11 protein-coding genes and 1 pseudogene are annotated in these 13,740 nt (G+C 72.3%); 4 read left to right on the forward strand and 8 right to left on the reverse strand.

All coding sequences use genetic code 11. The features are described from left to right. The first annotated feature begins 82 nt into the window (after positions 1-82). Positions 83-1,687: an FAD-dependent oxidoreductase gene (locus FHS88_RS07885; RefSeq protein ID WP_184483274.1), complete on the forward strand. Its 1,605-nt coding sequence runs from the start codon at positions 83-85 to the stop codon at positions 1,685-1,687. A 119-nt stretch (positions 1,688-1,806) separates the two neighbouring features. Here FHS88_RS07885 and FHS88_RS07890 read toward each other — a convergent pair whose 3' ends face one another. Next, positions 1,807-2,655 carry a universal stress protein gene (locus FHS88_RS07890; protein ID WP_184483276.1) on the reverse strand — a complete coding sequence of 283 codons (849 nt, stop codon included), beginning with the start codon at positions 2,653-2,655 and terminating at the stop codon, positions 1,807-1,809. A 333-nt stretch (positions 2,656-2,988) separates the two neighbouring features. Here FHS88_RS07890 and FHS88_RS07895 point away from each other — a divergent pair, with 333 nt between their 5' ends. Together FHS88_RS07895 and FHS88_RS21275 are read left to right on the forward strand one after the other, a co-directional pair. Next, a complete protein-coding gene (locus FHS88_RS07895) occupies positions 2,989-4,854 on the forward strand; it encodes a ribonucleoside-diphosphate reductase subunit alpha (RefSeq protein ID WP_184483278.1) in 1,866 nt (621 codons plus the stop codon). 362 nt (positions 4,855-5,216) lie between these two features. Further along, complete coding sequence (locus FHS88_RS21275) at positions 5,217-5,726, forward strand: VOC family protein (protein ID WP_408902356.1); 510 nt, start codon at positions 5,217-5,219, stop codon at positions 5,724-5,726. A gap of 141 nt (positions 5,727-5,867) precedes the next feature. Here FHS88_RS21275 and FHS88_RS07900 read toward each other — a convergent pair. The 3 genes and pseudogenes from FHS88_RS07900 to FHS88_RS07910 form a co-directional block, all read right to left on the reverse strand. After that, positions 5,868-7,631: pseudogene (locus tag FHS88_RS07900) on the reverse strand (trigger factor); the annotation flags it as partial. A 130-nt stretch (positions 7,632-7,761) separates the two neighbouring features. Beyond that, complete coding sequence (locus tag FHS88_RS07905; protein WP_184483283.1) at positions 7,762-8,517, reverse strand: SDR family NAD(P)-dependent oxidoreductase; 756 nt, start codon at positions 8,515-8,517, stop codon at positions 7,762-7,764. Positions 8,518-8,558: 41 nt separating this feature from the next. After that, positions 8,559-8,969: an RrF2 family transcriptional regulator gene (locus FHS88_RS07910; protein WP_184483285.1), complete on the reverse strand. Its 411-nt coding sequence runs from the start codon at positions 8,967-8,969 to the stop codon at positions 8,559-8,561. Positions 8,970-9,042: 73 nt separating this feature from the next. Here FHS88_RS07910 and FHS88_RS07915 point away from each other — a divergent pair, with 73 nt between their 5' ends. Continuing rightward, positions 9,043-9,507: a group III truncated hemoglobin gene (locus FHS88_RS07915; protein WP_184483287.1), complete on the forward strand. Its 465-nt coding sequence runs from the start codon at positions 9,043-9,045 to the stop codon at positions 9,505-9,507. A 155-nt stretch (positions 9,508-9,662) separates the two neighbouring features. Here the strand turns inward: FHS88_RS07915 and FHS88_RS07920 are convergent, their stop codons facing one another. The 4 genes from FHS88_RS07920 to FHS88_RS07935 form a co-directional block, all read right to left on the reverse strand. Next, on the reverse strand, positions 9,663-10,904 hold the full coding sequence (locus tag FHS88_RS07920) for an MFS transporter (RefSeq protein ID WP_184483289.1): 1,242 nt from the start codon (positions 10,902-10,904) through the stop codon (positions 9,663-9,665). Between the two features lie 193 nt (positions 10,905-11,097). Then, positions 11,098-11,853 carry an SDR family NAD(P)-dependent oxidoreductase gene (locus FHS88_RS07925; RefSeq protein WP_184483291.1) on the reverse strand — a complete coding sequence of 252 codons (756 nt, stop codon included), beginning with the start codon at positions 11,851-11,853 and terminating at the stop codon, positions 11,098-11,100. 12 nt (positions 11,854-11,865) lie between these two features. Beyond that, positions 11,866-12,867, reverse strand: coding sequence for a branched-chain amino acid ABC transporter permease (locus FHS88_RS07930; protein WP_184483293.1), 1,002 nt, complete (start codon positions 12,865-12,867; stop codon positions 11,866-11,868). Between the two features lie 11 nt (positions 12,868-12,878). Continuing rightward, positions 12,879-13,736: a branched-chain amino acid ABC transporter permease gene (locus tag FHS88_RS07935; protein WP_184483295.1), complete on the reverse strand. Its 858-nt coding sequence runs from the start codon at positions 13,734-13,736 to the stop codon at positions 12,879-12,881. Positions 13,737-13,740 lie beyond the last annotated feature (4 nt).

A 13,740-nucleotide genomic window follows, 5' to 3' on the forward strand; every position in this document is an offset into this window, starting at 1 on the left:
GGCGTCGAGGCGCAGCCTGCGCGACGCAAGCCGTGGCACCCGGCCGCTTGCCCGGCCCGCCGCCGCGCGGCATGAGGCCGCCATGCGGACGGATGTGCTGGTGCTGGGCTCGGGCTCGGCCGGGCTGGTGGCGGCGCTGACGGCGGCGCGGCGCGGCCTCTCGGTCACGGTGCTGGAGAAGACCGACCGCCTGGGCGGCACCACGGCGATGTCCGGGGCCGGCACCTGGATCCCCGCCAACCACCACGCCGCCGCCGCCGGCATCGCCGACAGCGCGGAGGAGGCGCTCGCCTATATCCGCGCCGCCGCGCCAGAGGGCTGGGCCGAGGCCGAGGACGCGCTGTGGCGCGCCTTCGTCGCCGCCGCCCCCGAGATGCTGCGCTTCGTCGAGGCCGAGACGCCGCTGCGCTTCGCGCTGACGCCCGAGCCCGACCCGCTGCGCGACCTGCCCGGGGCCAAGGCGCGCGGGCGGATGCTCTCGCCCCTGCCGCTCAGCCGCTGGCGGGCCGGGCGCTTCGCCTTCCGCATCCGCCGCTCCACCATCCCCGAGATCTTCACCTACCACGAGGCGGTGACGACCGACCTCTATCACCGCCCCTACCGGACGGCGCTGGCGCTCTGGCCGCGGCTGCTCTGGCGGCTGCTCACCAACACCCGAGGCAAGGGCACGGCGCTGGTCACGGGCCTGCTGCGCGGCTGCCTCGATGCCGGGGTCGAGGTGCTGCTGAACGCCCGCGCCGTGGCGCTCACGCAGGATGCCGACGGCGCGGTGACGGGCGCGACCGTCGAACGCAACGGCGCACGCGAGGCCTGGACGGCGCGGCGCGGCGTGGTGCTCGCGACCGGCGGCTTCGAATGGGATGCCGCGCTGATGGCGCGCCATTTCCCCGGCCCGCTCGACTACCGCGGCAGCCCGGCGGCGCATGAGGGGGACGGCCAGCGCATGGCCGCCGCCGCCGGCGCCGCGCTCGAGCGCATGGACCAGGCGACCATCACGCCCTCGGTCCCGACGCGCTACGAGGGCCGTATCCTGGCTCAGCCGGTGCCCTTCCACACCGAGCCCAACGCCATGCTGGTGAACCGTCACGGGCTGCGCTTCGTCAACGAACTCACCTTCAACATCGGCGAGGCGCTGGACGCGCGGAACCCGGCCAGCGGCGAGCCGCTGCATCTTCCCGCCTGGATCATCACCGATGCGCGGATGCTCGATCGCGTCCCGCCGGTGCGCTGGGCGGCGAAGGCCGACCCGTCCTGGCTGCGCCGGGCCCCGGACATCGCGGCGCTGGCCGGGCTGATCGGGGTGCCGGCCGTGGCGCTGGCGGCGAGCCTCGCCCGTTTCAACGCCGCGGCGGAGGCGGGCCACGACGCGGATTTCGGCCGCCCCGCCCGGCCCGACCCCGCCGCTGCGGCCGACCGCCGCCGCCGCGCGGGCATCGAGCCGATCGCGACGCCGCCCTTCCTCGCCATGCCCTTCAGCCGCTCGATCCTCGGCACCAAGGGCGGCGCGCGGACCAACGAGCATGCCGAGGTTCTGCGCCCGGACGGCAGCGTCATCCCCGGCCTCTTCGCCGCGGGCCTTGCGATGGCGAACCCGATCGGCACCCGCAATGTGGGCACCGGCACCACGATCGGGCCGAACATGACCTGGGGCTACATCGCGGGGCGGCGGCTGGCGCAGCGGAACTGAGCCGCCCCCGACCGGCGCGGCCCGCATCGGTCGGATGCCATGCGGGCGGGCATGGCGGCGGACCGCCACAGGTCGCGGGCCCGGAGCCGCGAACGGGCCGAGCCTCCGCCCGCGGCGATTCAGTGGGACATCAGCACCGGCACGGTCATCTGCTGCATCAGCGTGCGGGTCACACCGCCGAGAATGAACTCGCGCAGCCGCGAATGGCCATAGGCGCCGACCACGAGCAGGTCCGCCGACATGTCCGCCGCCTCGTTCAGCAGCAGGTCGGCGGCGTTCGGGATGTCGGGCGCAACGCGATGCTCGGCCGTGACCTTCACCCCGTGGCGGGCGAGATGCAGCGCGATGTCCGCCCCGGGCACGTCGCCATGCCCGTCCGGCCCGCGGTGCGGATTGGCGGCGAGCACATGCACCGTCTCGGCCGCGGTGAGCAGCGGCAGCGCGTCGTTGACCGCGCGCGCGGCCTCGCGGCTGGCATTCCAGCCGACCAGGACGCGCCTACCGATCTCGGCGAAATGCCCGGCATAGGGCACGACGAGCACCGGCCGCCCGGCAGCGAAGAGCACATCGCCCGCGAGCCCCGTCGCGCCGGGCTGCGCCGCGTCGGGATCGTCCTGGCCGATGATGGCGAGGTCGGCGTAGCGGGCGTGCAGCGCGATGGTTTCGGCGAGCGGCCCCTCGGCCTGGCGCCATTCGCCCGCGATCCCCTCGCGCCGCATGCGGTCGCGGAAGCCGGCCTCGATGGCGGCGGCGCTTGCCAGGGCCTCGTTCCGCACCTGGGTCATGATCTGCGCCATCGCCGCGCCGCCGCCGGGATCGCCGCTGGCGAAGAGCGGGATGGCGAGGTCCACGACATGCAGCGCGCTCAGATGCGCCCCGTGGCGCTGCGCGAGGCTGACGGCGACATCGAGCCGGCTGCCCGACTGGGGCGTGGCATCGAGATGGACCAGGATGTCCTTGAACGGCATCGCCCGACTCCCGTGTTTGGCGCTGTGATGAAAAACCTTAGCGCCCGACCCTGCCCCCGCATCTTGATGGGGCGCAAGACGGATGGGCGGCGCCCGGCGGGCCCGCGGGCTGTGGAAAACCGCGGGCTTGCCCGGCGCGGCGGGTCGCGGAATCATGAACGAAACGGGAACTTGAGGCCGGCTGAAACGGCCGGGCGGGTCTTGGCAAGAGGTCTCTTGCCCACCTGATCTGGTGTTGCGCCGAGTGTGGCAAGACTACATCTTGTGATCCATGCCCGGGCGACGGCAGGATGCGGGCTCAGGGGATTTTGCAGTTCCGGGGGGTGGTTGACCGTGTTCGATGCCGTTCAGCTTGAAGGCCATGGCCAGGTCCGCGTGGACCGCTCGCGCGACGCGCTGCTGACCGATTTCGGCAAGGCGACGCTCGACGACCGCTACCTGCTGCCCGGCGAATCGTATCAGGACCTCTTCGCCCGGGTGGCCTCGGCCTACGGCGACGACGCCGCCCATGCCCAGAGAATCTACGATTACATCTCCCGCCTGTGGTTCATGCCGGCGACGCCCGTGCTCTCCAATGGCGGCACGACCCGCGGCCTGCCCATCTCCTGCTTCCTGAACGAGGCCTCCGACAGCCTCGAGGGGATCGTCGGGCTGTGGAACGAGAATGTCTGGCTCGCGGCCAAGGGGGGCGGCATCGGCTCCTACTGGGGCAACCTGCGCGGCATCGGCGAGAAGGTCGGCAAGAACGGCAAGACCTCGGGCGTCATCCCCTTCATCCGGGTGATGGACAGCCTGACGCTCGCCATCTCCCAGGGCTCGCTGCGGCGCGGCTCGGCGGCCTGCTACCTGCCGGTGCACCATCCGGAGATCGAGGAGTTCCTCGAGATGCGCCGCCCCACGGGCGGCGACCCGAACCGCAAGGCGCTCAACCTCCATCACGGCATCCTGATCCCCGACGCCTTCATGCGCGCGGTGGAGAACGACGAGGAATGGGCCCTGCTCTCGCCCAAGGACGGGGCGGTGATGCGCAAGGTCTCCGCGCGCAGCCTCTGGATCCGCATCCTGACGGCGCGGATCGAGACCGGCGAGCCCTACATCATCTTCTCCGACCACGTGAACCGCGCGCAGCCCGAGCACCACAAGCTCGCCGGGCTCGAGGTCAAGACCTCCAACCTCTGCTCCGAGATCACGCTGCCCACCGGCCTCGACCACCACGGGCAGGAGCGGACGGCGGTGTGCTGCCTCTCCTCGCTCAACTGCGAGACCTGGTTCGAGTGGAAGGACAATCCGGACTTCATCCCGGATGTCATGCGCTTCCTCGACAACGTGCTGCAGTCCTTCATCGACACCGCCCCCGATTCGATGGCGCGGGCGAAGTATTCCGCCATGCGCGAGCGCTCGGTCGGCCTCGGCGTGATGGGCTTCCACTCCTTCCTGCAGAAGATGAACGTGCCCTTCGAGTCCGTCGTCGCGAAGGTGTGGAACAAGCGGATGTTCAAGCACATCCGCGAGCAGGCCGACGCGGCCTCCCGGATGCTGGCCGAGGAGCGGGGCCCGTGCCCCGATGCCGCCGAGTACGGCATCATGGAGCGCTTCTCCAACAAGATGGCGATCGCGCCGACGGCCTCGATCTCCATCATCTGCGGCGGCGCGAGCCCGGGAATCGAGCCGATCGCGGCCAATGTCTACAACCACAAGACGCTCTCGGGCTCGTTCATCGTGCGCAACCCGTATCTGCAGAAGGTGCTGGAGAAGCACGGGCGCGACGACGAGGAGACCTGGACCTCGATCACCGTGACCAAGGGCTCGGTGCAGCACCTCGACTTCCTGACCGAGCAGGAGAAGGCCGTGTTCAAGACCGCCTTCGAGCTCGACCAGCGCTGGGTGATCGAGCACGCGGCCGACCGCACGCCCTATATCTGCCAGTCGCAGTCGGTGAACCTCTTCCTGCCGGCCAACGTCCACAAGCGCGACCTGCACCAGATCCACATGATGGCGTGGAAGAAGGGCGTGAAGTCGCTCTACTACTGCCGCTCGCTCTCGATCCAGCGCGCCGACACGATCAGCGAGAAGGTCGCCCCGCAGGTCGCGCTCGGCGCCGCCGCGAACGACGCGGCCCCGGTGCAGATCCCGCTCGCCGCGGCGGCGCAGCCGGCCGGCAACGCCAACAACTACGAGGAATGCCTCGCCTGCCAGTGAGGCGCGGCGAGGCCGCGCCCCGCCCGCACCGAGCGCGAGCCTCTGTCATGCGCTGACGCCCGGCGGACATGGGCGAGGCCCTTGTCGGCGGGGCATCAGCCTTTGACGTCGCGCGGCCGCCCGGCCCGCCCCTCCCGTCGGTGAGAGGCGCGACGGAAAGGGGATCAGTCCGTGCCCGCCATGCGCGGTGCCTCGCCTTCGCGCGCGGCCCGGCCGCCGGGCCCGGTGCGCGATCGCGGTGGCCCATGGCGCGGCCTCGCGGACGGCGCCGGGCATGGGCGCGGCGAATGACGATGATGCCGCGAACCCATTGGCGCCGCCGCGCGCTTGCGCGCACATCAGCCGGCATGGAGGTCCCAGCCATGCCCGACACCAGCCCCGAACGCACCGCCGCCGCGATCCACCCCGGCACCCGCATCGGCCATGTCCACCTCAAGGTGGCGGATATCGAGCGCGCGCTCGGCTTCTGGCGCGACGTGATCGGCCTCGAGGAGCAGCAGCGCTACGGCGATCAGGCGGTGTTCCTCTCGGCCGGCGGCTACCACCACCACATCGCGCTCAACACATGGGAGAGCAAGGGCGGGGCCTGGCCGCCGCCGGGCACGACCGGGCTGTTCCACGTGGCGCTCCTCTACCCCAGCCGCGCGGCGCTGGCCGCGGCGCTGAAGCGCCTGCTCGATGCCGGCTGGCCGCTGGAAGGCGCCTCGGACCACGGGGTGTCTGAGGCGCTCTATCTCCGCGACCCGGACGGCAACGGGGTGGAACTCTACCGCGACCGCCCCGAGGCCGAATGGCCGCGCGACGCCGCGGGCAGGCTCGCGATGCACACCAAGCGGCTGGACCTCGGCGCGCTCCTCGCCGAGGCCGGCTGACGGAGCCACGCGCGGGGGCCACCCTCCGCCTGCCGCGTCGCGTGCCGGACAATGGCGCGATCGCGCGGCATCAGCCGCGCAGCAGCTCGGCCGGGCTGACGAGGCGCTCGGAGATTGCGGCGCGCGCGCGAGCATCAGCTCCACCACCTTCTGCTCCAGCAGCGGGGCGCGCAGCGCATCCACCGCCGCCGGCGTGCGGCGGAAGTGCTCGAGCACCCGGTCCTCCTGGCCGGGATGGCGCGCCGCCTCCCGGCGGATGGCGCGGGCGAGTTCCTCCTCGCTGACCGTGAGACCTTCGGCGCGCGCGATCTCGGCCAGCAGCAGGCGCAGGCGCACGCGGCGCTCCGCGACGGCGCGATACTCGGCGCGCAGCGCGGCCTCGGGCCTGCCCGCTTCGCCGGGCGCTTCGCGGCCGGCGCGGCGCTCGGCGTCCCGTCGCGACCAGATGCGGCGGAACTCCGCCTCCACCAGTCCCGACGGCACGGCGAAGCGCGCGATCGAAGCCAGCGCATCGAGCACCGCTCGCCTGAGCAGGGCGCGCGCGCGCGCCTCGCAGTCCCGGCGCAGGCGCGCGAGCACCGCCGCCTCCAGCGCGGCGCGGTCGGCATGGCCGAGGCTGCGGGCCAGCGCGTCATCCACCGGCCGCGGGCGGCGCTGCCGGATGGCGAGCGCGGTGACGGCAAAGCGCGCGCGCTGCCCGGCGAGTTCCGGCGCGGGGTGCTCGGCGGGATAGACGAGATCGAGCTCGCGCGTCTCCCCGGGCGTGATGCCGACGAGCTGCCGGGTGAAGCCGGGGGCGATGGCCTCGCCCCCGACGGGCACGTCGAGGCGCTGGAAGGTGCCGCCCGGAAAGACGGGCGCATCGGGCTCCTCGGCGCCGCCGAAGACGCGCGCGGGCCCGATCCGCAGCACGAGATCCACCGGCGCGGCCGCGGCGAAGGCGATCTCGAGCAGCGGGCGCGCATGGGCGAGTGCGGGGTCGTCGCACAGCCTCAGGCTCGCGCACAGTTCCGCCGTGCCGAAGGCCAGCATGGCGCGCGAGGCGCGCAGGAGGCCGGTCGCCGAGCGCTCGTTGAAGCCGAGGCGGAGCGAGGCGCCCGCCGGCAGCGCGCCGGCGATGGCGCGCGCATGGACGCAGACCGACATCGCCTCGCCCGGCCCGGCCCGCACCGCATCCGCCGGCGCGAAGAACACGCGCAGATGCCCGCCCGCCTGCGCGGTGCCGCGCAGCGCAAGGTCGAAGAAGGGGCGGCCATCCTCGGCCCCGGTGGAGAGGATCTCCCGCACCAGCCCGGCCGAGCAGTCGAGCGTCCATGTCGTGGGCGGCAGGCCGGGCATGCCGGCCTGGGCGCCGCGGCCCGGACCGTTCGGCAGCAGGTCCGGCGGCAGCCGGCCGACGATGTCGCACAGCAGCGTATCGCCCGGGGCGGCGGGTCGCGGCGCCACCTCCTCGAAGGTGCCATGCTCGGCGGCGAGCGCCGCGAGCGCGGCGGCGATGTCGGCCTCGCCAGGCTCGGCGCGCAGGCGTTCGAGGCTCAGGCGCGGCAGTTCGGGCAGGCTGATCGCGGGAAGCGCCTCGAAGGTCACGCGGAAGAGGAGGCCGCGATCCTCGGCGAAGGATTCGACGGCGATGCGCGGCTGCTGGGCGGGCGTCAGGCCGCGCTCGGCGATCAGGCGCGCGGCGGCCTCGGCGACCTGCTGCTCGATCACCTCGGACAGGACCGACGCGCCGTAGCGCTGCAGCACCGCCGGCCAGGGCGCCTCGCCCGGGCGGAAGCCCGGCATGGGAACGGTCCCGGCGATCTCGGCGAGGCGCCGGTCGCGCAAGGCGATGACCTGCGCGGCGGGAATGCGGACGCGGTAGCTGCGGAGCAGCCCGTCCTCGACAGCCTCGGTCACGTCCATCGCGGAGGATTGCTGCGGCTGCACCGGCGCGCCCGACGGCGCCGGGAGCAGGATGCCCGGCGCTGCGGCGCCACGCGCGGCCGGTGACCGCGTGTAGCCCAGCGATCCGGACAATCCAAGCGCGCGGAGGTCAGGTCAGGAAGGCCCCGCCATTCACATGGATGGTCTGGCCGGTCACGTAGCCGCCCTCGGGGCCGGCGAGCAGGCGCACCACGTCGGCGATCTCCTGCACGCTCGCCTTGCGGCGGAGCGGGATGCCCTCGTCGCGGCCGAGGCTCTGCGGCATGGCGCCGGCGCTCGCGCCGCGCGCGGTGTCCACCGCGCCGGGCGCGACGCAGTTGGCGCGGATGCCGAGCGGGGCGAGTTCCACGGCAAGCGCGCGGATCAGCCCCTCGAGGCCCGATTTCGAGGCCGAGACATGGGCGCGGTTGGGCGTGCCGAGATGCGTCGAGATGCCCGAGAGCGCGACGATCGCCCCGCCGCCCCGCGCGGCCATCTGCGGCGCGAAGGCGCGCGCGAGGAGGAAGGCGCCGTCGAGCGCGACGGAGAGGATCTCCCGCCATTCGGCGAAGGACATCTCGAGGAACGGCGTCTGTCGCCGCAGCCCCGCATTGCAGACCAGGATGTCCACGCCGCCGAGCCGCGCCGCCACCTCGGCCGCCATCGCCGCGACCGCCGTCTCCTCCGAGACATCGGCGCGCTGCACCAGGGCCTCGCCGCCGCCGGCGCGGATCTCGGCCGCCACGGCCTCGAGCGCCTCCGTATCCGAGCGCCCGTTGACGACGACCTTCGCCCCGTCCCGCGCCAGGGTGAGCGCGATGGCGCGCCCGATGTTCTTCCCCGCGCCCGTCACGAGCGCGACCTTGCCTGCGAGTGTCCCGGCCATTCCTGTCCTCCAGCCTCGCCGGGCGATAGCACGGGCCGCGCTCAGGCGGCAGGCACCGCCACGCAATCCGCGAGGGTGGTGGCGTCGAGGCGCGCGAGGAAGGCTTCGCGCGCCTGCGCGAGCACGCCGCGCAGCCGGCATTCGGGCGAGAGGCAGCAGGCGCCGCCATCGGGGCGGAAGCATTCGACGAGCGCCTGCCCCGCCTCGAAGCGGCGCACCACCGCGCCGATGCTGATCGCGCCGGGCGGCATCGCCAGCGCGACGCCGCCGCCCGCACCGCGCCAGGTCCGCACGAAGCCGGCCTCCGCCATGTCCTGCACGATCTTGTGGAGGTGGTTGCGCGGCACGCCGACATCGCGCGCGAGGTCCTCCGTGCTGCGGCGGCGGTCCGGTTCGGCGCCGAGGCGCATCAGCACGCGCAGGGCGAAGTCGGTGGCGGCGAGGAGGCGCAAGGCGGACCTCCGCTCAATTGGTATTGACGATGCGAATTCGCGGGATTATCGAATTCGTATGGGAGATACCAGAATGCAGCCCTCCCCCGCCATCCCCGAAGGCCCCGAGCGCCGCGCAGCCATCACCGCGGCGATCATGGAGCGCACCGGCCTGACGGAGGCCGCGCTGGAGCGGTTCCTGCGCGCCTTCTACGGCGCCGCCCGGCGGGATCCGGTCCTTGGTCCCGCCTTCGCGGGTGTTGCGGACTGGGAGCGCCACATCGCCACCTTGACGGAGTTCTGGTCCTCGGTGGCGTTGATGACCGGGCGCTATCACGGCCAGCCGATGCGCGCGCACATGCCGCTCAGGCTCGGGCCGGAGCATTTCGCGGCCTGGCTCGCGCTGTTCGAGCGCACCGCGCGCGCGCATTTCCCGCCCGAGGGGGCCGAGCACATGCTCGAACGCGCCCGCCGCATCGCCCGCAGCCTGGAGATGGGCCTGACGCCGCTGCCGCTCCCCGCCAGGCGGGGGCACGCGGAGGAGATCGCCCATCCCTGACGCCGCTGCGTTCGGCGACGGCAAGGCCCGCGTCGCATCCGCCTCGCCGTCGCGGTTCTCAGGCACGGTCGCGGGGCGCTGACATCGCGCGAACGCGCCGCCGTCGCGGGGCGGCTTCGGGCGGGCCGCGTCTCCCAAGCCGTAGGACGGACCCGTCAGGCCTGCGCGGCGCGCGCCCCGCGGTCCTGCTGCCACAGCCACGCCACGGCGGCCGCGGCGACGGCGAGCAGCACCAGCGAGAACCAGTTCAGCATGAACCAGCCCAGGCGGGCCTGCAGGTAGCCGGCGAGGAAGCTCGCCGCCGCGGTGGTGCCGAAGACCAGGAAGTCGTTCAGCGCCTGCACCTTGCCGCGCTCGTTCGGGCGGTAGCAGGTGGTCACCAGCGTCGTCGCGCCGACGAAGAGGAAGTTCCAGCCGATGCCGTTCAGCGTCAGCGCAATACGGAAATGCCAGTCCGTGAGGCCGGACAGCCCCGCCGCGACGCCGCCCAGCAGCAGCGCGATGCCGGCCGTCATCACCGGCGTCGTGCCGTAGCGCGCGATCAGGTTGCCGGTGAAGAAGGCGGGCACGAACATGCCCATCACATGCATGAAGATGACCCAGTGCGCCTCGGTATGCGGCAGGCCGCAGGCGACGATGGCGAGCGGCGAGGCGCTCATCAGGAAGGACATGACGCCGAAGGCCAGCATGCCCGAGACCACCGCGGCGACGAAACGCGGCTGGGCGGCGATGCGCAGCAGCGGGCGCGGCGGCTCCGGCGGCTTCGCGGCGCCCGCTGCGGTGGCGGCGGCGGCGCTGGCGGCGGGGAAGCGGATGAAGGAGAGCAGCACGAAGACCGCCGCGTGCAGCAGGAACATCGCCGCATAGGTCGCGAGGTAGATCGGCACCCATTGGTCGTGCGTCCAGCGCACGAGGCTCGGGCCGATGATGCCCGCGACGACGCCGCCCGCGGTGACCCAGGAGATGGCCTTGGCCCGGTAGGGCGCCGGGACCAGCTCCACCGCCGCGAAGCGATACTGGTGGAGACAGGCGACCGCATAGCCGAGCACGAGCCCGCCCAGGCACATGGTGATGAAGCTCGCGAAGTAGAGCCCGCTGCCGACGATGGCCGCGCCCGCCATGCCGAAGACGGAGCCGACGCGGAAGCCGAAACGCCGCCCCTGGCGCTGCATCAGCAGCGCGGCGGGAAAGACCCAGAGCATGATGCCGAGGTGCTGCAGCGTGACCGGCAGGGTGGCGAGGTGCCGGTCCGGGTAGAAGGTGATGATCGAGAGCGCCGTCGCCGCGAACATCATGGTGTTGCACGCCTGGCCGAGCGCCTGGCAGGCAGCCAGGAGCAGCAGGTTCGCCCTGGCGCGGCGGTCGAGGCGCTGATCCTGCTCGGATGCGTGGGTCATGGAGAAAATCCATGCCGCCGGACGCGCGCCAGGGAAAGGGGCTGCCGCGCAGGGGCAGGCATGCGCCGGACGGGAATCGCCGGTCGGACGCAGGCCATCGCCGCGGGCGAAGGGCGGGGCATGCCGCCCGTCTGCCCCGTGGGTGGCGTGGCCATGGTCGGCCCGCCGCGCGGAGACCCTGCCGAGGCGGGCTTCAGTGGAAGACGCGGCCGGCGTCGATCACCACCGTCTGCCCGGTCATGGTGGAGGTCCGGCACATGGTCGCGACCATCTCCGCGCAGTCGTCCTTGTCGGCGGGCTTCTTGAGCAGCGCGGTCGCGGCGGAACGCTCGATCTGCTCGGGGCGGAGATTGGCGGTGGCGCGCGTGCCCTCGAGCAGGCCGGGCGCGACGCAGTTCACCAGCACCTCGGGCGCGAGCGCGACCGCCATGCAGCGCGTCAGATGGATCAGCCCCGCCTTGGACACGGCATAGGCGATGGAGGAGCCGCTGGGGCCGAGACCGGCGACCGAGGCGATGTTCACGATCCGCCCCCAGCCCCCGGCCTTCATGAGCGGCGCCACGGCCTTGGTCAGCCGCATCGGCCCGGTCAGGTTCACCGCCAGGATGCGGTCCCAGACCTCCATCGTCAGGCTGTCGAGGTCCTGGAAGGGGATCGCGACATTCGTGGCGGCGTCGTTCACCAGGATGTCGAGGCGGCCGAAGCGGGCCGTCACGTCGCGGACCAGAGCCTCGACCGCCGCGCCGTCGGTGATGTCGCAGGCGAAGGCCGCGGCCTGGACGCCGTGCGCACCGGCAAGGTCGCGGGCGACGGCTTCGGCCTGGTCGCGGCTGCGCGCGCACATCACGGCGATGTCGGCGCCCTCGCGCGCGAGCGCATGGCAGATGCGCTGCCCGAGCCCGCCATTGCCGCCGGTGACCAGCGCCAGCCGTCCCGTCAGCGCGCCCATCGCCGCGCGCCCTCAGCGGGACGGCGCGAGGCCGGCGGCAGGCGCGCCCGGCTCGGCGCGGCCCCGCGTGAGCAGCGCCGCCAGCGAGCCGGTGATCCCCTTCGGCATGTAGATGATGAAAAGCACGAGCAGCAGCCCATAGACCGTGCCGTCCAGCCCGTGGATGTCATGGCCGAAGGAGACGCGCAGCGTCTCGGCCAGAAGCAGGGTGAACATCGCCCCCACCGTCGGCCCCAGCTGCGTGAACAGACCGCCCGCGATGACGGCGAAGACGATCTGCAGCGATATGCCGATGCCCGAGACCGTCTCGGGGTTGATGTACATCTGGTACTGCGCGTAGAGCGCGCCGCCGAGCGTCGTCATCGCCGCACTCAGCATGGTGATCGCGAGCTTGGCGCGGGTGACGTTGACGCCGACCGAGGCGGCGGCGTCCTCATCCTCCGAGGAGGCCTCCAGCGCGTAGCGGAGCATGGACCGGTCCACGACCCGCCAGACCCAGAGGCCGAACAGCCAGACGAGAAGCGCGACATAGAAGAACACGGTGCGCTCGCCGAACTGCAGCGCGAGGAGCGAGGTCCCGTCGGGCACCGCGGTGACGGTCATGCCGAGCGAGCCGCCCGTCTGGTCGCGCAGGCCGACGATGGTCAGGCGCACGACCTCGCCCAGCGCGAGCGTGACCAGCGCGAAATAGTGGCCGACGATGCGGAAGCGGAAGCAGGGATAGCCGACCAGCAGCGCCATCACCATGGACATCGCGACCGCGGCCGGGATGCCGAGCCATGGCGTGAGGCCGTAGCTGTTCCACAGCATGGTCACGACATAGGCGCCGACGCCGAGGAACGCGCCGTGGCCGAGCGAGACCATGCCGAAGCGGCCCATGACCGACCAGCTCGTGTAGACGAAGCCCCAGATCAGCACGGTGATCAGCAAGTGCAGGTGGTAGTTGCCGAGGCCGAGCTGCGGCACCGCGGCAAGGGCGGCGATGCCGATCACCGCGGGGATGCGCTTGTCCATGCCCCGCCTCCTCAGCGGCTGAACAGGCCCTTGGGCCTGATGAACATCATCGCGATGAAGAAGGCGAAGGCGATCACGTAGCCCCACTCGATCTGGAAGAAGTAGCCGCCGACCGAGATGAACTGCGCGAAGACGAAGGCGGCGAGGAAGCCGCCCAGCATGTTCCCGAGCCCGCCCATGACGCAGATCATGAAGGTGATCGGGCCGAAGGAGAGGCCGATCGCCGGATGCACGTCGTATTGCAGCACCAGCAGGCTTGCCGCCACGCCGGCCATGCCGCCGCCGATCGCCGAGGTGATGAGGTAGATCCGTCGCGGATCGACGCCCATCAGCGGCATGATCTCGCGGTCCTGGCTGATGGCCCGGATCGCCGTGCCGAGGTAGCTGCGCGTGAGGAACAGCCACAGCAGCAGCACCCCCGCCAGCGCCGTGCCGAAGGCGAGCAGCCGCGCGAAGGAGAAGAACATGTCGCCGAACTCGACCACCGGCATCCGCAGGCCGAGGTTGCGGAACTCGATGCCGAAGGCGAGCGTCGCCGCGGCCTGCAGGAAGAACAGCACGCCGCCGGTGACCAGGAGCTGGTTGATCGGCGGCTTGCCGAGCACGGGCTCGATCACCAGGCGGTGGAGCAGCACGCCCATCAGCGCGACGACCATGACGGCGGAGACGATCGCGCCCGGCAGCGGCACGCCGTAATACACATGCAGCCACCAGATCGCGTACATGCCGATCATCACGAGCTCGGCATAGCAGATCCAGACCACGTCGATGACGCCGAAGATCAGGTTCAGCCCGAGCGCCAGCAGCGCCAGCACGCCGCCGAGCAGGATCCCGTTGATGACGGATTCGAGCAGGAAGGTGTCGAACATGCGT

Source organism: Neoroseomonas alkaliterrae, assembly GCF_014199195.1.
GTDB classification, from domain to species: domain Bacteria; phylum Pseudomonadota; class Alphaproteobacteria; order Acetobacterales; family Acetobacteraceae; genus Neoroseomonas; species Neoroseomonas alkaliterrae.

Coding starts and splice junctions, on each gene's coding strand:
- FHS88_RS07885 (WP_184483274.1), top strand. CDS start 83: ATGCGGACGGATGTGCTGGTGCTGGGCTCGGGCTCGGCCGGGCTGGTG.
- FHS88_RS07890 (WP_184483276.1), bottom strand. CDS start 2,655: ATGCCGTTCAAGGACATCCTGGTCCATCTCGATGCCACGCCCCAGTCG.
- FHS88_RS21275 (WP_408902356.1), top strand. CDS start 5,217: ATGCCCGACACCAGCCCCGAACGCACCGCCGCCGCGATCCACCCCGGC.
- FHS88_RS07905 (WP_184483283.1), bottom strand. CDS start 8,517: ATGGCCGGGACACTCGCAGGCAAGGTCGCGCTCGTGACGGGCGCGGGG.
- FHS88_RS07915 (WP_184483287.1), top strand. CDS start 9,043: ATGCAGCCCTCCCCCGCCATCCCCGAAGGCCCCGAGCGCCGCGCAGCC.
- FHS88_RS07920 (WP_184483289.1), bottom strand. CDS start 10,904: ATGACCCACGCATCCGAGCAGGATCAGCGCCTCGACCGCCGCGCCAGG.
- FHS88_RS07925 (WP_184483291.1), bottom strand. CDS start 11,853: ATGGGCGCGCTGACGGGACGGCTGGCGCTGGTCACCGGCGGCAATGGC.
- FHS88_RS07930 (WP_184483293.1), bottom strand. CDS start 12,867: ATGGACAAGCGCATCCCCGCGGTGATCGGCATCGCCGCCCTTGCCGCG.
- FHS88_RS07935 (WP_184483295.1), bottom strand. CDS start 13,736: ATGTTCGACACCTTCCTGCTCGAATCCGTCATCAACGGGATCCTGCTC.